Origin of the sequence: Gordonia alkanivorans, from assembly GCF_004011905.1 — a bacterium.
GTDB lineage: Bacteria > Actinomycetota > Actinomycetes > Mycobacteriales > Mycobacteriaceae > Gordonia > Gordonia alkanivorans.
In genome coordinates this window covers 3212915-3233866 of record NZ_CP027114.1, presented here as the reverse complement: position 1 = coordinate 3233866, position 20952 = coordinate 3212915, and the positions used below count along the sequence as shown (strand labels likewise).

Sequence of the window (20952 nt, the reverse complement as noted above, 5' to 3'; positions counted from 1 at the left end):
GGAGGTTTGAGTCAGGCGCGGACGCTGGTCAGGCGCCGGAGAGTTCGAGCTCGCGCTCGACGGCGGCGGACAGACGCTCGCGGAGCTCGGGCACACCGATCTTGGCGATCACCTCGCCGAAGAATCCGCGGATGACCAGACGGCGCGCCTGGTCCTCGGGGATGCCGCGAGCCTGCAGGTAGAACAGCTGCTCGTCGTCGAAACGTCCGGTGGCACTGGCGTGGCCGGCACCGACGATCTCACCGGTCTCGATCTCGAGGTTCGGCACCGAGTCGGCGCGGGCGTTGTCGGTGAGCACCAGGTTGCGGTTGAGCTCGAAGGTGTCGGTTCCCTCGGCCTCGGCGCGGATCAGCACGTCGCCGATCCAGACGGTGTGCGCCTCACGCGACCGGTCGCCGGTCGTATCGCCCTGCAGCGCACCCTTGTACACCACGTTCGAGCGGCAATTGGGCTGGCTGTGGTCGACGAGCAGACGCTGCTCGAGATGCTGTCCGGCGTCGGCGAAGTACAGACCCCACATCTCGACGTCGCCGCCCGGCGCGTCGTAGTGGACGATCGGCGAGAGCCGAACGAGGTTGCCGCCGAAGCTGACCGCGAAGTGGCGGACCACGGCGTCGCGGCCGGTGCGCACGTGATGGGTGACGACGTGCACGGCATCGTCATCCCAGTCGTGGACGTTGACGACGGTGAGCGCGGCACTGTCGCCGACGACGAACTCGACGTTCTCGGCGAAGGTTCCGCCGCCCTTCTGGTCCAGCACCACGACGGCGCGGGCGAAGGGCTCTAGCCTGACCTGGGTGTGACCGAAGGCGGTCTCGCCCTCACCGGGTCCGGTGATCGTGATGGTGACCGGCTCGGACAGCTCGACCTCGCGGCCGACGGTGACGACCGTGGCCTGGGTGAACGACGAGTACGCCTGTGCGGCAACCCGGTCGAAGGGCACGCCGCCCTGGCCGAGGCGCTCGTCCTCGCGACCCACGGTCTCCACCGTGACGCCGTCGGCGACTCCGGAAACATCCACGGTGGCCTCGCCGGTCCGCTGCGCGGAACCGTCGTGCAGACCGCGCAGTCGGCGGAACGGGGTGAAGCGCCAGGCCTCTTCGCGAGGGCTGGGCACCTCGAAGGCGTTGACGTCGAACGAGGTGAACAGTTCACCCTTGTTGACGACAGGCGAATGCGATCCCGGTGTCGAAACCGGGAGTGTCGGATCGGCCATCAGCCGACGGCTCCTTCCATCTGAAGCTCGATCAGGCGGTTGAGCTCGAGCGCGTATTCCATCGGGAGTTCCTTGGCGATCGGCTCGACGAAGCCGCGGACCACCATGGCCATCGCCTCGTCCTCGGTCAGACCACGGCTCATCAGGTAGAAGAGCTGATCGTCGCTGACCTTCGAGACGGTCGCCTCGTGCCCCATCGTCACGTCGTCCTCGCGGATGTCGACGTAGGGGTAGGTATCACTGCGGGAGATGGTGTCGACCAGCAGCGCATCGCATTTCACCGTCGAACGGCTGCCGTGCGCTCCGTTGTTGACCTTGATCAGGCCGCGGTAGGAAGCGCGGCCACCACCGCGGGCCACCGACTTCGAGATGATGTTGCTCGAGGTGTTCGGTGCGAGGTGGACCATCTTGGAGCCGGTGTCCTGGTGCTGGCCGGGGCCGGCGAAGGCGACCGAGAGGACCTCGCCCTTCGCGTGTTCACCGGTCAGCCAGACCGCCGGGTACTTCATGGTGACCTTCGAGCCGATGTTGCCGTCGACCCACTCCATGGTGGCGCCGGCCTCGGCCTTGGCGCGCTTGGTCACCAGGTTGTAGACGTTGTTCGACCAGTTCTGGATGGTCGTGTAGCGGCAGCGGCCGCCCTTCTTCACGATGATCTCGACGACCGCGGAGTGCAGCGAGTCGGTCTTGTAGATCGGCGCGGTACAACCCTCGACGTAGTGCACGTAAGCACCCTCGTCGACGATGATCAGCGTGCGCTCGAACTGACCCATGTTCTCGGTGTTGATCCGGAAGTAGGCCTGGAGCGGGATGTCGACGTGGACGCCGGGCGGGACGTAGATGAACGAGCCACCGGACCAGACCGCGGTGTTCAGCGCGGAGAACTTGTTGTCGCCGGCCGGGATGACCGAACCGAAGTACTCCTGGAAGATCTCCGGGTGCTCCTTGAGCGCGGTGTCGGTGTCGAGGAAGATCACGCCCTGCTTCTCGAGATCCTCACGGATCGAGTGGTACACGACCTCTGACTCGTACTGGGCGGCGACACCGGAGACCAGGCGCTGCTTCTCCGCCTCGGGGATTCCGAGCTTGTCGTAGGTGTTTTTGATGTCCTCGGGCAGGTCTTCCCACGTGGCGGCCTGCTTCTCGCTGGACCGCACGAAGTACTTGATGTTGTCGAAGTCGATGCCCTCGAGTCCGGCGCCCCAGTGCGGCATCGGCTTCTTGTCGAAGATCTTCAGTGCCTTGAGTCGCTGCTCGAGCATCCACTCGGGTTCGCTCTTCTTGGCCGAGATGTCGGCGACGACCGCCGGGGACAGTCCGCGCCTGGCGCTGGCGCCGGCCACGTCGGAGTCGGCCCAGCCGTAGCCGTACTTGCCGAGCGCGGCAATCGTCTCTTCCTGCGTGAGGGGAGCCGGGGCGGTCGGCGTGGTGGCGGCCGGATCGGTGACGGTCATCGCGTGGCCTTTCGGGTTGTCGTGGGCAGTGTCTGTGAGGTTCCGTGCCGGGGAGACGGTGGAGCCTCCGGCGGCGGGTGGATCGGCACGTGGGTGGTGCAGGCGCAGTCACCGTTGGCGATGGTGGCCAGGCGCTGCACATGCGTGCCGAGCAGCTCGGTGAAGACCGCGGTCTCGGCCTCACAGAGTTCGGGGAACTCGGTGGCGACGTGCGCCACCGGGCAGTGGTGCTGGCAGATCTGGATGCCGTTGCCGACCTGCCGGGTGTTGGTCGCGTATCCCGCGCTGGTCAACGCGTCGGCGATCTCCTCGACCGTGTCGGAGACCGTGACCGGGTCGGCGCTCGGCGACACGTCGGCGACGATCCGTTCGACACGTTCCCGCGCGAACTCGGCGACGGCGTCGTGGCCACCGAGGTCACGGAGCTTGCGCATCGCGGCACCGGCGAGGTCGTCGTAGGCGTGGCGCATCTTGCCGCGCCCCTCCGCCGTGAGCTGGAACCACTTCGCCGGTCGACCGCGTCCACGACCGCGACGCTGACCGAACCCGGTCGAGGCGACCTCGATGTCCCCGGCACTGGTGAGCGCGTCGAGGTGACGACGCACTCCGGCGGCGGAGATACCGAGGCGCTCACCGATCTCGCTCGCGGTCAGCGGGCCGTCCTCGACGAGCAGGTTCACCACCGCATCACGCGTCTGACCATCGTGGTGCGCATCGGCACCGAGGGGCGCGCGAGTGGTTGCCGTACCAGCGGAGGGCACGGCATCGCCGCCGCCCGAGGGCAGCACAACATCGTTCCGCATGGTTTTCACAACACGAGTGTGACGTAATTGATTCCGCCCTGCCAGCAAGGGTGCCCTTAGCGCTGCGTCCGAGTTCGTCAGCGGTGTCGTGATTGTCCGGATAAAGGGTGGTCGCGAGGTATCGGGCGCCGCCGATTACAGTCGTCGTGTGCCCGAAACCACAGCTGGCCGCCGCGTGCCGGACTTCTTCGGACTCGTGTGGAATCACCTGCTCGCCGTACTCGACTACCTCGGACTGCGTAAACAGCGTCCCGCCGGAACCGACGGCGACGCCACCGAGCAGCGCGGCGACTACGGCAAGGCCATCGCCCGACTACACGACGACGAGCGCGAGGTCGGCCCCCTCAACGCCGCGGAGACCCGTCGCCTCCGCCGCATCAAGCTGTTCGGAGCCACCGGTTCGGTTCTGATCCTGATCGGCGCGCTCGGCACCGGCGCGGTGCCCGTACTGCAGAACCCGGTCGCCGGCATGCGCGTGCTGTCGCTGCCATCGCGGATGTTCGGGACCGCGCTCGCCCTCTCCATCGGCGGCACCATCACTCTCGTGGTCGCCTGGCTTCTGATCGGCCGCTTCGCGGTCGGCCGCTTCAGCGTCGAGGTCCGTCACGGACGCAGTCCGGAACGGCGGATGAGCCGACGCCAGGCCGACCGGACGCTCATGCTGTGGATCACGCCGATCGTGCTGGCTCCCCCGCTGCTGAGCAAGGACGTCTACTCCTATCTCGCCCAGAGCGCGATCGCCTTCCGCGGCATGGACCCGTACTCGGTCAGTCCCGTCCGCGGCCTCGGGGTCGATCACATCCTCACCCGATCCGTGCCCAACCTCTGGCGCGACACCCCCGCGCCCTACGGACCGCTGTTCCTGTGGATCGGCGAGGGCATCACCAATATCACCGGGGCGAACATCACCGCGGCGATCTTCCTGCACCGCATCGTCGCACTGATCGGTGTCGCGCTCATCGTGTGGGCGTTGCCGCGTCTCGCGAAGCGCTGCGGGGTGTCCTCGGTCGCCGCCCTGTGGCTCGGTGCGATGAACCCGCTGGTGATCCTGCATCTGGTGGGCGGCATCCACAACGAGGCACTCATGCTCGGCCTGATGCTCGTCGGCCTCGAGCTGAGCTTCCGCGCCATCTACGGCGTCGACCGGTTACGGAAGCCGGGAACGCTGATACCCACAAGTGCCGGCTGGATATTGATCGCAGGCGGCGCGGTGATCGCGGCGTCGGCGATGATCAAGGTCGCCTCCATGCTCGCGCTCGGTTTCGTCGGGATCGCCCTGGCGATGCGTTGGGGCGCCACGCTGCCGGCTCTGCGGCACGCGCCGATCCGCGAATGGTGGACCCGATCGAAATGGTCCGTGTACGCCCTCGGAGTCTCCGCGGCGTTCTACGTGGTCGTCCTGGGCATCGTGATGGTTGGTATCTCGCTGGCCACCGGGCTCGGATTCGGCTGGACGGGCACGCTCTCCACCGGCGAGATCGTCCGGTCGTGGATGTCGATGCCGACGCTGCTCGGGGTGACGACGGGTCGGATCGGTGTGACGCTCGGACTTGGAGAGCACACCCAGGCGATCCTCGACGTCGCACGCCCGATCGGTCAGCTCGTCGCGGGTCTGTTCATCATCCGGTGGATGCTCGCGACCCTTGGCGGACGCCTGCACCCCCTCGGCGCACTCGGTGTGTCAATGGCCACATTCATCCTGTTCTTCCCGTTCGTCCAGGCCTGGTATCTCCTCTGGGCGGTGATCCCGCTCGCGGCGTGGGCGACGGGAGCGTGGTTCCGGATCTCGACCATCGCGGCATCCGCGATCATCGCCATCGTCGTGATGCCCACGAGCTCCAACACCAGCGGAGTCGTTCTCGCACAGGGGCTTCTGGCCGGTGTGATCATGGTCGCAGCACTCACCGCACTCTTCTTCGAGGACCGTTCGCCGCGCCGATGGCGTCGTCGCAGAACCGGGGCACCGGAGGAGTCCCCGGAACCGGCCGAGAACGCCCCGACGCCATGACGATCCCCCACCGCACCCGCGAACGGCGTTTTTCGTCCGCGGGGTCCGAGCGCCTAGTCTGACCTGTGTGCGCAGCACGACCCCTCGGCAGATCAGCGATGACGATCGAATGAACGATCGTCCGCCGAGCGACCCCGTCGCATCCCCAGCGGTCGAGGTACGCGGGCTGGTCAAGACCTTCGGTGACCGTACCGCCGTCGATCGGCTCGATCTGACCGTGGAGCGCGGACAGATCCTCGCCCTCCTCGGACCGAACGGTGCGGGCAAGACCACGACCGTCGAGATCTGCGAGGGCTTCACCGCCCCCGACGCCGGCACCGTCCGGGTTCTCGGGCTCGATCCGATCGTCGACAACGACGCCCTCCGACGCCGCGTCGGTGTGATGCTGCAGGGCGGCGGCGCCTACCCGGGCGCCCGCGCCGAGGAGATGTTGCGGCTCGTCGCCGCCTACTCGGCCGACCCGATCGACCCCGAATTCCTCATCGACGCACTCGGTCTCGCCGACGTCCGCCGCACGTCGTACCGACGCCTCTCCGGCGGACAACAGCAGCGCCTCGCGCTCGCCTGCGCGATCGTCGGCCGTCCTGAACTGGTGTTCCTCGACGAGCCGACCGCCGGCCTCGACGCCCACGCGCGTCTCGTCGTGTGGGAACTCGTCGACCGCCTCCGCGCCGACGGCGTGGCCGTCCTGCTCACCACGCATCTGATGGACGAGGCGGAGGAACTCGCCGACCAGGTCGTGATCATCGATCACGGCCGCGCGGTCGCCGCCGGGACCCCCGCCGACCTCACGAGCACCGGCGCCGAGAACGAGTTGCGGTTCACCGCGCCCCGCGGGCTCGACCTGTCGATGCTCACGCTCGCACTTCCCGAGGGCTATCACTGCACCGAGGCGAACCCCGGCTCGTACCTCGTCATCGGCCCGATGACGCCGCAGGTTCTCGCGACGGTGACCGCCTGGTGCGCGAAGATCAACGTCCTCGCCACCGATCTCCGTGTCGAGACCCGCAGTCTCGAAGACGTCTTCCTCGACCTGACCGGACGGGCCCTACGACAGTGAACTCCCCCGCAGTGAACTCCCCCGCTCCCGGCACGGGACTCTTCCCCGAGGGCATGTTCCGTCCGGCGCCGCGTCCGGCGTCCCTGCCGGCGATGATCACCGCGCAGTCGACCCTCGAGCTCAAGCTCCTGCTCCGCAACGGTGAACAGTTGTTGCTCACCATGTTCATCCCGATCACGCTGCTCATCGGGCTGTGCCTGCTGCCGATCAACACGACCTTCGGCGACGGCCCGGCCGAGCGCGCCACGCTCTTCGTCCCCGCGATCCTGACGGTCGCCGTGATGTCGACCGCCTTCACCGGCCAGGCCATCGCCGTCGGTTTCGACCGCCGGTACGGGGCCCTGAAAAGACTGGGCGCCACACCGATTCCCCGGTGGGGCATCATCGTCGGCAAGTCGGTCGCAGTGCTGATCGTGGTGGCCCTGCAGTCGGTCATCCTCGGCGCCATCGGACTCGCCTTCGGGTGGCGGCCCGACGCGGTCGGACTGCTCATCGGCGCGCTGGTGATCATCGTCGGCACCGCCTGCTTCGCGGCCCTCGGGCTGCTCCTCGGCGGCACGCTCAAGGCGGAGGTCGTCCTGGCCCTGGCGAACCTGCTCTGGTTCGCGTTCATCGGACTCGGCAGCCTCGTGGTCGTCGATTCCAACGTTCCCGGCGCCGTGCACACCTTCGCACGGTGTATCCCCTCGGGTGCGCTCAGTGAGGCCCTGGAAATGGCCGCACGTGGTTCGTTCGACGCCTTCGGGGTGGGCGTCTTGCTGGTGTGGGCCGCAGTGGCCGGCACCTTGGCAGTGAGGTGGTTCCGATTCCGATGACGACGTCGCAGACTTCGACACGACCCGACGGGGCGGACCCCGACAGGGCGACTACCGAGGGGGGCAATCGACAGGTGGGCGGTTTCTGGCGGTCCATCCCGGGATTCGGCCGACCGACGATCCGCTTCGTACACCGCTGGGCGATGGCGCTGCTGGTCTCCAACGTCGGGATCGTCGCCACCGGCGGCGCCGTCCGCGTGACGGGTTCGGGACTCGGTTGTCCCACCTGGCCGCGCTGCACCGACGATTCCTTCGTCCCGCACGGCGAACTCGGCATCCACGGCGCGATCGAGTTCGGCAACCGGATGCTGACATGGGTCCTCATCATCATCGCGATCGCCGCCTGGATCGCCGTGCTCCGCTACGTCGGATCGGCCCGCCGCGACAAGTGGCTCGTGACCCTGATCGCTCTCGGTATCCCGTTCCAGGGCGTGATCGGCGGCATCACCGTCCTCACCGACCTCAATCCGTGGGTCGTGGCGCTGCACTTCATCCTGTCGATGATCCTGGTGTCGGCGGCGACCGTCCTGGTCTTCCGGATGCGCCCGTATCCGACCCCGGCCGAACCCGCACCCGCCGACACCGACACCCCGGGGATGGCGACCCGGCGACTGGGCGTCTACCTGGCGTGGCTGCTGTACGCGGTCACCTGGGTGACCATCTACCTCGGCACAGTGGTGACGGGTTCCGGCCCCCACGCCGGCGACGCCGACGCCCCCCGCAACGGACTCGACCCCGACAACGCCACCCAGCTCCACGCAGATGCGGTGTTCGTACTCGTCGGCCTGGGTCTGGCCGCACTCATCTACGCCCGCGTCTTCGCGCGTCCCCAGCAGCGCTCGGCACTGGTCTTCGTGGGCCTGCTCGTCCTGCAGGGTGTGATCGGCTTCGTCCAGTTCTTCACCGATCTGCCCGTCGCGCTGGTCATCGCGCACATGTTCGGCAGTGCGCTGCTCCTCATCGGCGCGACCTGGCAGGTGCTGGTCGCCCGGGGGACCGATCAGCCGCACGTCGACGCGGCCTGACCACGCGTCACGAACGACGACGACCCCCGGCGATCGCGCCGGGGGTCGTCTCTGGTTCGGGGTCGGACCGTCGCGTCAGAGGATCGCGCGGTTGCGCGCCTTCGGGAAGCGCTTCTGGCGGGCCACCCAGCCGGCCATCTTGCGGTAATGCGACGGCTTGACGGTGGTCTCGGAGGTGAGATCGCGATCCCACTCGGCGATCTCGAGTCCGTCGACGGCGTCGACGACTGCCTGCGCGGTCACGAGGTCGGCGACGACGCGGTCACCGAGGACGCCTCCGGCGTCACCGACGAGCGTGATCCGGACGCCGGCCGCACCGATCGCCTGCAGGACGACCTTGGCGCTCCCGCCCTCGCGCGCGACGAACTTCTTCACCGAGGCGACGACATCGCCCGGTGCCTGGACGGTCGGCGTGGCTGTGGTGTCGGTGGCGGCACTGTCAGTCATGACGCTCAGCATACCGGTGGGCCTCGGCCGATCCCGATACCGGGATGGGCGTCACGTCCGGCGCGTTCCCCGTGTACAACGGGTGTCGTGCGTGCGATACAGGTGACCCGCCACGGCGGTCCGGACGTCCTGACCTTCGGAACCGTCGACGACCCGATCCCGGCCGCCGACGAGGTGATCGTCCGAACCTCGGCGGTGGGCGTCAACTACATCGACACCTACCTCCGCCGCGGTCTCTATCCTTCGACCCCGCCGTACATCCCGGGCACCGAGGGGGCCGGCGAGATCGTCTCCCTGGGCTCCGACGTGTCCGCCCTCGAAGTGGGTCAGCGGGTCGCATGGTGTGCGGCGCCCGCGTCGTATGCCGAACTCGTGGCGGTGCCCGCCGCGCAGGCGGTCGTCGTCCCCGACGGCATCGACGACGCGGTCGCCGGATCGTCGCTGCTCCGCGGGCTCACCGCGCACTACCTGCTCGACGGCAGCGCACACCCGCATCCGGAGGACACGGTGCTGATCCACGCCGGGGCCGGCGGGGTCGGGCTGATCCTGACCCAGATGGCCAAGCGCCACGGTCTGCGGGTCATCACGACGGTGTCCTCGGAGGAGAAGGAGCAGTTGTCCCGGGAGGCCGGGGCCGACCACGTCCTGCGCTACGGGGACGACCTCGCCGCGCGCGTCCGGGAGATGACCGACGGTCGCGGTGTTGCGGTGGTCTACGACGGGGTCGGCGCCGACACCTTCGAGCAGTCGCTGGCCGCCACGGCCGTCCGCGGCATCATCGTGCTGTTCGGTGCCTCCAGCGGACCGGTGCCGCCGTTCGATCTGCAGCGCCTCAACCCGGCCGGTTCGTTGTCGGTGACCCGACCCACCCTCGCGCATTTCACCGCGACGCCGGAGGAACTGAACTGGCGGGCAAGCGAGTACTTCGAGGCGATCGGAGACGGCGACGTGGACGTGCGGGTGGGTCAGCGATACCGGCTGGCCGACGCCGCGCAGGCCCACGCGGACCTGGAGGCACGCAAGACCACGGGTGCGACCGTGCTGCTGCCGGCGGATTCCTGAGGGATCTGAACGACCGGATCAGAAGTACGAGGAGATCGTCTGCATGCCGACGACCGCGTCGATCGCGAGGCCGCAGAAGACGATCGCCAGGTACTCGTTGGACTGCAGGAACACCTTGAGGGGCTTCACCTCGGCGCCGCGCTTGGTGTCGCGGTAGAGCTTGGTGACCCGCTCGAGGAACCAGGCGCCGGCGAGGAGGGCGATCACCGTGTAGATCCAGCTGGTGGCCGGGATCAGTGCGAGGGAGCTGATGACGGTCAGCCAGGTGTAGATCAGCATCTGACGCGTGACGCGTTCCTCGGTCGCGATGACCGGGAGCATCGGCACGCCGGCCGCCTTGTAGTCCTCCTTGTAGCGCATCGCGAGCGCCCAGGTGTGCGGCGGAGTCCAGAAGAAGATGACCAGGAACAGCACGATCGGCTGCCAGCTGATCGAGCCGGTGACGGCCGCCCAGCCGACCAGCGTCGGCATGCAACCGGCGGCGCCGCCCCACACCACGTTCTGCCAGGTGCGGCGCTTGAGGATCATCGTGTAGACGCCGACGTAGAAGATGATCGTCGCCGAGACGAGCAGAGACGACAGCAGGTTCGCGGCGAAGTACAGCACCGCGAACGACGCGGCCCAGAGCACCAGGCCGAAGATCAGCGCACTGCGCGTGGCGACCGCCCGACGGGCCAGGGGCCGCCGTTCGGTGCGCTTCATCTTCTTGTCGATGTCGGCGTCGACCACCATGTTGAGGGTGTTCGCGCTGCCGGCACCGAGCCATCCACCGATCAGGGTGAAGGCGATGACAGCGATGTCGACGTGACCGCGATCGGCCTGCAGCATCACCGGGATCGTCGCGACCAGCAGCAGCTCGATGACCCGCGGCTTGGTCAGCGCGACATACGCAAGCACCGTCGCGCGCACACGTCCGGCCCACGTCAGATCCGCCGGCATGACCGGCTCGGTCGAAACCTGCTGTGATGCGGTGTCGGTCGAGTGGGATGCGGCGGGACGGTCTCCGCTCACACGCTCCCCTATCCTCACGAACACTCCTCGTCTGCCCGCACAGATCGCCGCGGGCTACTACAGAGCATGGTAGACGTTTGCCTTCGCGAACCGTAATCGCCTCGTGGCCGGTCCCGTGACCGGCACCGATCGACGAACCGACCGGTAACTTTCGGTCGGCGCGCAGGCCGTGCTCCTGGCCGATTACTCTGGACCCGAACGCGCCGAAAACCCGAGCAGGCACAGGAGACAATCACCATCGTGGCCGACACAGACGAGATCCGCGCACTGACCACCCCCCGCCATCCGGACGACTGGACCGACCTCGACACGCGTGCCGTCGACACGGCCCGCCTGCTGGCCGCCGACGCGGTGCAGAAGTGTGGCAGTGGTCATCCGGGTACCGCCATGAGCCTCGCACCGTTGGCCTACACGCTGTTCCAGCGCGTGATGCGTCACGACCCCACCGACACCGACTGGGCCGGCCGCGACCGCTTCGTGCTGTCCTGCGGGCATTCGAGCCTGACCCTCTACATCCAGCTCTACCTGGGTGGCTTCGGCCTCGAGCTCTCCGACATCGAGGCGCTGCGGACCTGGGATTCGCTGACCCCCGGTCACCCGGAGTTCCGCCACACCCGCGGTGTGGAGATCACCACCGGCCCGCTGGGCCAGGGTCTCGCCTCATCGGTCGGCATGGCGATGGCCGCCCGCCGCGAGCGCGGCCTGTTCGACCCGGATGCCGGCGTCGGCGAGAGCCCGTTCGACCACTACATCTACGTGGTCGCCTCCGACGGTGACATCGAGGAGGGCGTGACCTCTGAGGCCAGCTCGCTCGCCGGCACCCAGCAGCTCGGCAACCTGATCGTGTTCTACGACCAGAACCAGATCTCGATCGAGGACGACACCGACATCGCCCTGTCCGAGGACGTCGCCAAGCGCTACGAGGCCTACGGCTGGCACGTGCAGACCGTCGAAGGCGGCGAGGACGTCGTGGCCATCGAGGCCGCGATCAAGGCCGCCCAGGAGGTCGTCGACCGTCCGTCGATCATCTGCCTCCGCACCATCATCGGCTTCCCGGCACCCAACCTCATGAACACCGGCGCGGCCCACGGCGCGGCGCTCGGTGACGAGGAGATCGCCGCGACCAAGAAGATTCTCGGCTTCGACCCGGAGAAGAACTTCGAGGTCACCGACGAGGTCATCGCGCACACCCGCAAGCTCGTCGAGCGCGGCGCCGAGCAGCGCAAGGCCTGGACGGCGTCCTTCGACGCATGGGCTGAGAAGAACCCCGAGCAGAAGGCGCTGTTCGATCGCCTGACCGCCCACGAGCTCCCCGAGGGCTGGACCGAGAACCTGCCGAGCTGGAACGTCGGCGACAAGGACGTGGCGACGCGCAGCGCCTCGGGCAAGGTGCTCGGCGCCCTCGCGCCCGTGCTGCCCGAGCTGTGGGGCGGTTCTGCCGACCTCGCCGGCTCGAACAACACCACGATGGACGGCGAGCCCTCGTTCGGCCCGACGTCGATCAGCACCAAGAAGTGGTCGGCCAACCCGTACGGCCGCACCCTGCACTTCGGTGTCCGCGAGCACGCGATGGGTTCGATCCTGTCGGGCATCGCCCTGCACGGACCGACCCGCGCCTACGGCGGCACCTTCCTGCAGTTCGCCGACTACATGCGTCCGGCCGTCCGTCTGGCGGCGCTGATGGAGATCGACCCGATCTACGTCTGGACCCATGACTCGATCGGTCTCGGCGAGGACGGCCCGACCCACCAGCCGATCGAGCACCTGGCGGCGCTGCGGGCGATCCCTAATCTCGACGTCGTGCGTCCCGCCGACGCGAACGAGACCGCCTACGCGTGGGCGCACCTGCTGACCCGGCGCAACCACCCGGTCGGCCTGGCGCTCACCCGGCAGAACCTCCCGATCCTCGAGGGCACCTCGGCGCAGGGCGTCGCCAACGGCGGCTACATCCTCAGCGATTCCGAGGGCGATCCGCAGGTCGTGCTGATCGGCACGGGCTCCGAGGTGTACCTGGCCGTCGAAGCACAGAAGGCGCTGGCCGACAAGGGAATCAAGGCCCGCGTCGTGTCCATGCCCTGTGTCGAGTGGTTCGACGAGCAGCCCAAGGGGTACCAGGACCACGTGCTCCCGCCGTCGGTTCCGCGTGTCGCCGTCGAGGCCGGCATCGCGATGCCGTGGTACCGCATCGTCGGCGCCGGTGGCGAGATCGTCAGCATCGAGCACTTCGGTGCCTCGGCCGACTACAAGGTGCTCTTCACCAAGTTCGGGATCACCGCAGAGGCCGTCACGTCGGCCGCCGAGCGCGTCGTCGCCGGCTGACCAACCCAAGGAGAGAGATCGTGACCCAGAACGAGAAGCTCGCCGAACTGTCCGCCGCCGGAGTCTCGGTGTGGCTGGACGACCTGTCCCGTGACCTGATCGGCTCCGGCGAACTCGCCGAATTGATCTCGACCAAGTCGGTGGTCGGTGTGACCACCAACCCGTCGATCTTCCAAGCGGCGCTGTCGAAGGGCACCGCCTACAACGCGCAGGTCACCGAACTGGCCGCGCGTGGCGCCGATGTCGACGGCACCATCCGCACGGTGACCACCGACGACGTCCGCAACGCCTGCGACGTGCTCGCACCGGTGTACGAGGAGTCCGACGGCGTCGACGGCCGGGTGTCGATCGAGGTCGACCCGCGCCTGGCCCACGACACCGACGGCACGGTCGCCCAGGCGATCGAGCTGTGGAAGATCGTCGACCGCCCGAACCTGCTGATCAAGATCCCGGCCACCACGGCCGGGCTCCCGGCGATCACCAAGGTCATCGCCGAGGGCATCAGCGTCAACGTGACGCTGATCTTCTCGGTGGAGCGCTACAAGGACGTCATGGACGCCTACCTCGACGGCCTCGACGCCGCCGCGGAAGCCGGCCACGACCTGTCGAACATCCACTCGGTGGCGTCGTTCTTCGTCTCGCGCGTCGACACCGAGATCGACAAGCGTCTCGACGCCATCGGCACCCCGGAGGCGATGGAGCTCAAGGGCAAGGCGGCACTGGCCAACGCCCGCCTGGCCTACTCGGCCTACCAGCAGGTGTTCGAGGTCGAGTCGCGCTTCCCCGATCTGCTCGCCCACGGCGCCCGTCCGCAGCGCGCGCTCTGGGCGTCGACCGGCGTGAAGAACCCGGACTACCCCGACACCCTGTACGTCAGCGAGCTCGTCGCACCCAACACGGTCAACACCATGCCGGGCAAGACGATGGACGCCTTCGCCGACCACGGTTGGGTGAACACCGGCTCGATCATCGGTCTCGCGCAGGAGTCGCAGGAGGTCTTCGACAAGATCGCGGCGCTCGGCGTCGACACGGTCGATGTCTTCAAGGTCCTCGAGGACGAGGGCGTGAGCAAGTTCGAGGACGCGTGGAACGATCTGCTCAACGCGACCGCCGAGCAGTTGTCCGCGGCGATCAAGGGCTGATCCCACAGTGGCCGTCGGCGGGGATTCAGTGGGACCCGATGCTGTAGGACCCGACTCCTGGACCAATCCGCTCCGTGACCCACGGGACAAGCGGCTCCCGCGTATCGCGGGACCGTGCAGTCTGGTCATCTTCGGCGTCACCGGAGACCTGGCACGCAAGAAGTTGATGCCTGCGGTCTACGACCTCGCCAACCGCGGACTCCTCCCCCCGTCGTTCGCTCTCGTCGGGTTCGCCCGGCGGGACTGGACCGACGAGGATTTCGGGGCGGTCGTGCACGACGCCGTGCGGGAACACGCCCGCACGGGCTTCCGTGAGGAGGTGTGGGAGCGCCTCGCCGAGGGCTTCCGCTTCGTGCAGGGCAATTTCGACGACGACGCCGCCTTCGACAAGTTGCGCGACACCCTCAAGTCGCTCGACAACGAACGCGGTACGGACGGCAATCACGCCTTCTACCTGTCGATCCCGCCCGGGGCGTTCCCGACGGTGTGTGAACAGCTCGAGCGCAGCGGGCTCGCAGCACAGACCGGCGACAGCTGGCGCCGGGTGGTCATCGAGAAGCCCTTCGGTCACGACCTCGGCTCGGCCCGTGAACTCAACGCCATCGTCAACAACGTCTTCCCGGAGTCGTCGGTGTTCCGCATCGACCACTACCTCGGCAAGGAGACGGTGCAGAACATCCTGGCGCTGCGCTTCGCCAATCAGCTGTTCGATCCGCTGTGGAGTTCGCACTACGTCGACCATGTCCAGATCACCATGGCCGAGGACATCGGTCTCGGTGGCCGGGCCGGCTACTACGACGGCATCGGGGCGGCGCGCGACGTCATCCAGAACCATCTGCTGCAGCTGATGGCGCTGGTGGCGATGGAAGAGCCGATCTCTTTCGAGCCCAAGCAGTTACAGGCCGAGAAGGCCAAGGTTCTCGCCGCCACCCGCAACATCGAGCCGCTGTCGGAGAACACGGCTCGGGGTCAGTACACCGCCGGCTGGCAGGGCAGCGAGAAGGTTCGCGGCCTCAAAGAGGAGTCCGGCTTCGCCAAGGACTCCACGACCGAGACCTTCGCCGCGATCGCCCTGGAGGTCGACTCCCGCCGCTGGGCGGGTGTCCCCTTCTACCTGCGTACCGGCAAGCGCCTCGGCCGGCGCGTCACCGAGATCGCGCTGGTCTTCAAACGGGCGCCGCATCTGCCCTTCGATCAGACGATGACCGAGGAACTCAGCCAGAACGTGCTGGTGATCCGCGTTCAGCCCGACGAGGGGATGACGCTCCGGTTCGGCTCCAAGGTGCCCGCATCGAGCATGGAAGTCCGCGACGTGAACATGGACTTCAGTTACGGCACCGCGTTCACCGAGGCGTCCCCGGAGGCCTACGAACGGTTGATCCTCGACGTGCTGCTCGGGGAACCGTCACTCTTCCCCGTCAACGAGGAAGTCGAATTGTCCTGGAAGATCCTCGATCCGGTGCTCGACCACTGGGCCCAGAACGGCCGGCCGGAAGCGTACGAGGCAGGAACCTGGGGTCCGGCGTCCGCAGACGAGATGCTCGCACGCCATGGCCGACAGTGGAGGCGTCCATGATCGTCAACCTGCCCGACACGTCGAGCCGGGAAGTCGCCAAGCGACTGGTCACGCTCCACGAGACCGAGGGTTCGGTCAACAGCGGTCGCGTGCTCACGCTGGTCGTCTGTGCCGAACACGACGAACCCACCGAAGGCGCCATCGAGGCCGCGATCGCCGCGAGCCGCGAGCATCCCAGCCGCGTCATCGTCGTCTCCCGCGGTGTGCGCCATGCGCGTTCGCGGATGGACGCCGAGATCCGCGTCGGCGGCGATGCCGGCGCGTCGGAGGTCATCGTGCTGTCTCTGGCCGGCGACATGGCCGACCACGCACACGCAGTGGTGATCCCCTTCCTGCTGCCGGACACCCCGGTGGTCACCTGGTGGCCGAGTATCGGTCCCGCGCGGCCGGCATCCGATCCGCTCGGCACGCTGGGCCGCCGCCGGATCATGGACGCCAATCGCGACCCCGGCCTGAACACCGTCCTCAAACGTCGTCTCGCCGGGTACTCGCCCGGTGACACCGACATCGCCTGGACCCAGCTCACCCCGTGGCGGGCGATCCTCGCTTCGGCACTCGATCGTCCTCCGTTCACCCCGGTCCTCGAGATCGATGTGACCGGACCCGATCGCAGTCCGGCCATCGACCTGCTCGCCGGCTGGCTGCGGTCCGCGCTGGGCGTCCCCACGCGCAGGTTCACCGGCAGCTTCGAGGTTCGACTCGTCCGGACCGACGGCGACACCGTGCTGGCCGTCGACGAGAGCAACAACGCCGTCCTGACCGCACCCGGCAAGCCGGACGGGAAGATCGCGATGACGCCGCGCTCGCTGCCGGTGTGCATCGCCGAGGAGTTGCGCCGTCTCGACGTCGACGAGGTGTACGCCTCGGCGTTGGCCGGTGTCGCCGACGTGGAGCGGATCTCACCGGAGCAGGAGGCACTCCTCCGCGCCGACATGCGAGCCGCTGTCGAACACGCCGCACAGCAGAGCGATTCAGCCGCATCCGACGGAAAAGAGTGAAAGACGTGGCCAACGAGACGCTGGTCTTCGAGTCCAAGCAGGAACTGGTCGTGACCGCGGCCGCTCGCTTCATCGACCTGGTGACCCGCGCACAGGCCGAACGCGACGTCGCGAGCATCGTCCTGACCGGCGGCAGCAACGGGATCGGCATTCTGTCGGCCCTGGCCGCCGACAGCGGCACGATCGACTGGTCGCGAGTCGACCTGTACTGGGGCGACGACCGATTCGTACCGGCCGGCGACCCGGAACGCAACTCCGGACAGGCCCGCGAAGCCCTGCTCGACAAGGTGCCGGTCGACCCGTCGCGGGTCTTCCCGATGGCCCCGTCCGACGGCCCGTTCGGCGACGACATCGACGCCGCCGCAGCCGATTACGCGGCAACCCTGGCCGGCCGCTCCTCTGACGGCATTGCCCCGGAGTTCGATCTTCACCTTCTGGGAATGGGCGGCGAAGGCCACATCAACTCACTCTTCCCGCACACCGCGGCCACCGCGGAAACCGAGAAGTCGGTTGTCGCCGTGGAGGATTCGCCCAAGCCGCCGCCGTGTCGGATCACCTTGACGCTGCCCGTGGTCAACCGGTCGCGCAACGTCTGGTTCCTCGTCGCCGGCGCCGACAAGGCCGAGGCCGTCGCCGCTGCCCACAACGGTGCCGACCCGGCGGACTGGCCCTGCGCCGGCGCCCACGGCACCGAAGAGACCATCTGGTTCCTCGACGAGGACGCGGCCTCCCGGCTCAAGTGATTCCGGGCTCACGCTAGGCTCGATGCTCGTGACCGATACCTCGACCTACGCGAACGTGACCCTCGACCCTCGCGCCAACGTCTACTTCGACGGCAAGTGCGTGAGCCACACGTTCCACCTCGCCGACGGCACCCGTAAATCGGCCGGTGTGATCCTGCCCGCGACACTGAACTTCGGCACCGGCGCACCCGAGATCATGGAACTCCACAGCGGCGCCTGCCGGGTGCGGCTCGCCGGCAGCGAGGACTGGACCTCCTACGGCGCAGGCGACTCGTTCCCGGTGCCCGGCAACTCCTCGTTCGACATCGAGGTCACCGACCCCGTCAGCTACGTCTGCCACTACGGCTGAGCACAGCCACTCCGGGCTAACCCGAGTTCCGCAGCGCCGTCGCCAGACCGTTCATGGTGAGCTGGATACCGCGGCGCACCAGCGGGGTGTCCTCCCCCGCACGGAACCGGCGAAGCAGCTCCACCTGCAGCAGGTTGAGGGGCTCGAGATACGGAAAACGGTTGTAGACCGAACGTTTCAGGGCTGCGTTGTCGTGCAACAGGTCGTCGGTGCCGGTGATCTCGGCGCACATGGCGATCGTGCGCTCGTGCTCGTCGACGATCATGCCGAACACCTTGTCGCGCAGTTGCTCGTCGGGAACCAGCTGTGCGTAGCGCTCGGCAAGACCCATGTCGGACTTGGCCAGCACCTGCGCCATGTTGGACATGACGGTGCGGAAGAACGGCCACTTCTCGTAGTATTGCTGCAGGGCCTCGAGGCGGGTGGGATCGTCGCCGACCCACTCCTCGAACGCGGACCCGGTGCCGTACCAGCCCGGCAGCATCACGCGTGATTGCGTCCACGACAGCACCCACGGGATCGCTCGGAGATCCGAGATCTTCTCGGTCTGCTTGCGTGACGCCGGGCGGCTGCCGATGTTGAGGGCGCCGATCTCCGACAGCGGCGTCGACGTGGTGAAGTACTCGACGAATCCCGGTGTCTCGTGCACCAGACGGCTGTACGCCGCACGTGCCCTGGCCGCGATGTCGTCCATGATCTCGTAGGCCGACTCCGATTCGTCGCCGAGACCTTCGACGTCGAGCAACGACGACTCGATGGTCGCGGCCAGCAGCGTCTCCAGGTTGCGGCGGGCGGTCACCGGTTCGGCGTACTTGGCTGCGATGATCTCGCCCTGCTCGGTGATCCGCAACGATCCCTGGACCGCACCCGGCGGCTGGGCGAGGATCGCATCGTAGCTGGGACCTCCACCGCGACCGACGGTGCCACCGCGACCGTGGAAGAGCCGCAACCGGATTCCCGACCGAGACGCCGCCTCGACGAGGTCGAGTTCGGCGCGGTACAGCGCCCAGTTGGCGGCCATGTAACCGCCGTCCTTGTTGGAGTCGGAGTAGCCGAGCATGATCTCCTGCATGCCGTGCTGGGACTCCACGAGCGCCCGGTAGAACGGCACGTCGAGAACGGCGAGCAGCGTTGTGGCGCCCTGCTGCAGATCCTCGATCGTCTCGAACAGCGGTACGACGCGGACGGTCGAGCGCGGCGCGTTCTCCCCCGCCGCACCAGGATCGTAGAGACCGGCCTCCTTCAGCAGGATCAGGGCCTCGAGCATGTCACTCACCGAGGTGCACATGCTGATGATGTAGTTCGGCACCGCTTCCGGTCCGAACGTCGCGACCGCCTTCGCAGCAGCCCGCACGATCCCGAGTTCCTTGGTCGCCAGTTCGCTCAGTTCCGCGTCGGGACTGGTCAGCGGACGACGGCGTTGCAGCTCGGCGGACAGGATCTCGACGCGCTCCTCCTCCCCCAGCGAGGCGTAGTCGGCGTGCACGCCGGCCCACGCCAGGAGTTCGGCGACGACCTCCTCGTGCATGTCGGAGTTCTGCCGCAGGTCGAGTCCGGACAGATGGAAACCGAAGGTACGCACCGACTCCCGGAGCGACAAGAGGCGGTCGTCGGCGATAGTGGCGTCGTTGTTGACCCGCAGCGCGGCGTCGATGACGTCCAGGTCGGCGAGGAGTTCCGATGCGTCGTGATACGGCGACTTGCCGTCGACGAGGAAGAGGTCGCTCGATGAGAGGAAGTCGTCGTCGAACATGCCCCTCGCCGTCGCCGCCAGACGGGACCTGATGTGCCGCAGCGCGAGCCGGAACGGCTCGTCGACACCGGGGTCGTCGGCATCGGCGCCGGCGAGTGCCAGCAGCGGCTCGGTGCCGGTGATCAGTCGCGCCGACATACTCAGTTCCTGCGCGAGGTTCTCGAGTTCGGCGAGGTGGTGCCCGACTGCGGTCGCGGCGGCCAGCGTGGTGGCCAGGGTGACGACCTCGGCGGTGACGAACGGGTTGCCGTCCCGGTCGCCGCCGATCCAGGACCCCATGCGGATCATCGGCTCGTCGGCGAGACCCGCGTCCGGGTACGCCGACCGCAGCGCGGCTCGCACCGAGGTGTTGATCGCCGGCACCACCTCGAAGAACGAGGCGTCGTAGTAGCGCAGGCCCGAACGGATCTCGTCCTGGATGGTCAGCCGCTCGAGACGGATGAGAGCGGTCTGCCACAGCGTGAGGATCTGGCGCCGGATCGCCTCGGTGACCTCGGCGTCCTCGTCGGGGGTCAGTTCGGTGCGACCGCGGAAGCGCATGAGCTCGGTGATGCGGTTCTGCGCCTCGAACACCGTGCGACGCCGCGTCTCGGTCGGGTGGGCGGTGATGACCGGGACGACGTTGGCGTCGGCGAGTGCCTTGCCGACCTCCTCGTCGCCGAGTCCGGCGTCGGCGAGCTGACGGTAGGTGGCGGCCAGGCTGGACTTCTGCGGCGGGTCACCGGCCCGCACGTGGATGGCGCGGCGGCGTTCGCGGTGGATGTCCTCGGCCAGATTGGCCAGCAGCGCGAAATGGCTGAAGGCGCGGATGACGGGTACCGCGGTGGCGACGTCGAGGTCGACGAACATGTCGGCGAGCTCGTTGCGGTCGATCTCGTTGCGGCGCACGCCGAAAGCGGCGACCCGGGCGGACTCGACGAGATCGAAGACATCCGTGCCGGAATGCTCGGCGACGACCTCGCCGAGGATGCCGCCGAGCAGACGGATGTCCTCGCGTAATGGTTCGGTGAGTGCACGGCCCTCGTCGTCGACGACGATGTGGTCGACGATCGAGATGGACGGACGCGAGGCCGGGGCTCCCTTGGCGGGGGCGGTTTCACTCATGCCGTCAAGTATCCCGAGATCAGGGGAGTCCGGCATCCCGGGGAAAGCGACGGGCGACGCGTATCAC

The 20952-nt window shown here is 67.9% G+C and carries 17 protein-coding genes; 11 read left to right on the top strand and 6 right to left on the bottom strand.

Annotation, left to right across the window (positions count from 1 at the left end; genetic code table 11):
- Positions 1-28: 28 nt before the first annotated feature.
- From sufD to C5O27_RS14680, 3 genes are read right to left on the bottom strand one after another with little or no spacing between them, the layout of a single operon-like run.
- A complete protein-coding gene (sufD, locus tag C5O27_RS14690; protein WP_035751527.1) occupies positions 29-1216 on the bottom strand; it encodes a Fe-S cluster assembly protein SufD in 1188 nt (395 codons plus the stop codon).
- Entirely contained in the window at positions 1216-2670 is a 1455-nt protein-coding gene (gene sufB, locus C5O27_RS14685) for a Fe-S cluster assembly protein SufB (protein ID WP_035751525.1), read from the bottom strand. The genes sufD and sufB overlap by 1 nt, the downstream gene beginning before the upstream one ends.
- Entirely contained in the window at positions 2667-3473 is an 807-nt protein-coding gene (locus tag C5O27_RS14680; RefSeq protein ID WP_040003949.1) for a helix-turn-helix transcriptional regulator, read from the bottom strand. Before C5O27_RS14680 ends, sufB begins: the two co-directional genes overlap by 4 nt.
- Positions 3474-3648: 175 nt before the next feature.
- On the opposite strand from C5O27_RS14680, the gene mptB reads away from it, so the two are divergent.
- The 4 genes from mptB (at position 3649) to C5O27_RS14660 (ending at position 8381) form a co-directional block, all read left to right on the top strand.
- Positions 3649-5481 carry a polyprenol phosphomannose-dependent alpha 1,6 mannosyltransferase MptB gene (gene mptB / locus C5O27_RS14675; RefSeq protein ID WP_040003948.1) on the top strand — a complete coding sequence of 611 codons (1833 nt, stop codon included), beginning with the start codon at positions 3649-3651 and terminating at the stop codon, positions 5479-5481.
- Between the two features lie 109 nt (positions 5482-5590).
- The gene (locus C5O27_RS14670; RefSeq protein ID WP_127963003.1) at positions 5591-6541 is read left to right on the top strand and encodes an ABC transporter ATP-binding protein; all 951 of its coding nucleotides are present in this window, start codon (positions 5591-5593) and stop codon (positions 6539-6541) included.
- A gap of 11 nt (positions 6542-6552) precedes the next feature.
- A complete protein-coding gene (locus C5O27_RS14665) occupies positions 6553-7356 on the top strand; it encodes an ABC transporter permease (RefSeq protein WP_035751700.1) in 804 nt (267 codons plus the stop codon).
- Positions 7353-8381, top strand: coding sequence for a COX15/CtaA family protein (locus tag C5O27_RS14660; protein ID WP_127963002.1), 1029 nt, complete (start codon positions 7353-7355; stop codon positions 8379-8381). Before C5O27_RS14665 ends, C5O27_RS14660 begins: the two co-directional genes overlap by 4 nt.
- Before the next feature lie 75 nt (positions 8382-8456).
- Here the strand turns inward: C5O27_RS14660 and C5O27_RS14655 are convergent, their stop codons facing one another.
- The gene (locus C5O27_RS14655; RefSeq protein WP_127963001.1) at positions 8457-8840 is read right to left on the bottom strand and encodes a hypothetical protein; all 384 of its coding nucleotides are present in this window, start codon (positions 8838-8840) and stop codon (positions 8457-8459) included.
- Positions 8841-8915: 75 nt separating this feature from the next.
- On the opposite strand from C5O27_RS14655, the gene C5O27_RS14650 reads away from it, so the two are divergent.
- A complete protein-coding gene (locus tag C5O27_RS14650) occupies positions 8916-9890 on the top strand; it encodes a quinone oxidoreductase family protein (RefSeq protein ID WP_006357240.1) in 975 nt (324 codons plus the stop codon).
- Between the two features lie 18 nt (positions 9891-9908).
- Here C5O27_RS14650 and C5O27_RS14645 read toward each other — a convergent pair whose 3' ends face one another.
- Positions 9909-10901: a heme o synthase gene (locus C5O27_RS14645; protein WP_006357239.1), complete on the bottom strand. Its 993-nt coding sequence runs from the start codon at positions 10899-10901 to the stop codon at positions 9909-9911.
- A 240-nt stretch (positions 10902-11141) separates the two neighbouring features.
- On the opposite strand from C5O27_RS14645, the gene tkt reads away from it, so the two are divergent.
- Genes tkt through ppnP form a run of 6 tightly spaced genes read left to right on the top strand, consistent with a single transcriptional unit; the run spans position 11142 to position 18028 of the window.
- Positions 11142-13220 (top strand): transketolase, encoded by a 2079-nt coding sequence (gene tkt / locus C5O27_RS14640; RefSeq protein ID WP_006357238.1) that lies wholly within the window; start codon positions 11142-11144, stop codon positions 13218-13220.
- Positions 13221-13240: 20 nt separating this feature from the next.
- Positions 13241-14362, top strand: a complete 1122-nt coding sequence (tal, locus tag C5O27_RS14635; protein WP_006357237.1) for a transaldolase — start codon at positions 13241-13243, stop codon at positions 14360-14362.
- A 7-nt stretch (positions 14363-14369) separates the two neighbouring features.
- Positions 14370-15938 carry a glucose-6-phosphate dehydrogenase gene (gene zwf / locus C5O27_RS14630; RefSeq protein ID WP_127963000.1) on the top strand — a complete coding sequence of 523 codons (1569 nt, stop codon included), beginning with the start codon at positions 14370-14372 and terminating at the stop codon, positions 15936-15938.
- Positions 15935-16936 carry a glucose-6-phosphate dehydrogenase assembly protein OpcA gene (locus C5O27_RS14625; RefSeq protein WP_006357235.1) on the top strand — a complete coding sequence of 334 codons (1002 nt, stop codon included), beginning with the start codon at positions 15935-15937 and terminating at the stop codon, positions 16934-16936. Before zwf ends, C5O27_RS14625 begins: the two co-directional genes overlap by 4 nt.
- A 5-nt stretch (positions 16937-16941) precedes the next feature.
- Positions 16942-17679 (top strand): 6-phosphogluconolactonase, encoded by a 738-nt coding sequence (gene pgl / locus C5O27_RS14620; RefSeq protein ID WP_127962999.1) that lies wholly within the window; start codon positions 16942-16944, stop codon positions 17677-17679.
- Positions 17680-17701: 22 nt separating this feature from the next.
- Positions 17702-18028 (top strand): pyrimidine/purine nucleoside phosphorylase, encoded by a 327-nt coding sequence (gene ppnP / locus C5O27_RS14615; RefSeq protein ID WP_127962998.1) that lies wholly within the window; start codon positions 17702-17704, stop codon positions 18026-18028.
- Between the two features lie 16 nt (positions 18029-18044).
- On the opposite strand, the gene ppc is transcribed toward ppnP, so the two are convergent.
- A complete protein-coding gene (ppc, locus tag C5O27_RS14610; protein WP_127962997.1) occupies positions 18045-20885 on the bottom strand; it encodes a phosphoenolpyruvate carboxylase in 2841 nt (946 codons plus the stop codon).
- Positions 20886-20952 lie beyond the last annotated feature (67 nt).

Coding starts and splice junctions, on each gene's coding strand:
- ppc (WP_127962997.1), bottom strand. CDS start 20,885: ATGAGTGAAACCGCCCCCGCCAAGGGAGCCCCGGCCTCGCGTCCGTCC.
- C5O27_RS14660 (WP_127963002.1), top strand. CDS start 7,353: ATGACGACGTCGCAGACTTCGACACGACCCGACGGGGCGGACCCCGAC.
- C5O27_RS14625 (WP_006357235.1), top strand. CDS start 15,935: ATGATCGTCAACCTGCCCGACACGTCGAGCCGGGAAGTCGCCAAGCGA.
- ppnP (WP_127962998.1), top strand. CDS start 17,702: ATGCTCGTGACCGATACCTCGACCTACGCGAACGTGACCCTCGACCCT.
- C5O27_RS14655 (WP_127963001.1), bottom strand. CDS start 8,840: ATGCTGAGCGTCATGACTGACAGTGCCGCCACCGACACCACAGCCACG.
- C5O27_RS14670 (WP_127963003.1), top strand. CDS start 5,591: ATGAACGATCGTCCGCCGAGCGACCCCGTCGCATCCCCAGCGGTCGAG.
- sufD (WP_035751527.1), bottom strand. CDS start 1,216: ATGGCCGATCCGACACTCCCGGTTTCGACACCGGGATCGCATTCGCCT.
- C5O27_RS14680 (WP_040003949.1), bottom strand. CDS start 3,473: ATGCGGAACGATGTTGTGCTGCCCTCGGGCGGCGGCGATGCCGTGCCC.
- sufB (WP_035751525.1), bottom strand. CDS start 2,670: ATGACCGTCACCGATCCGGCCGCCACCACGCCGACCGCCCCGGCTCCC.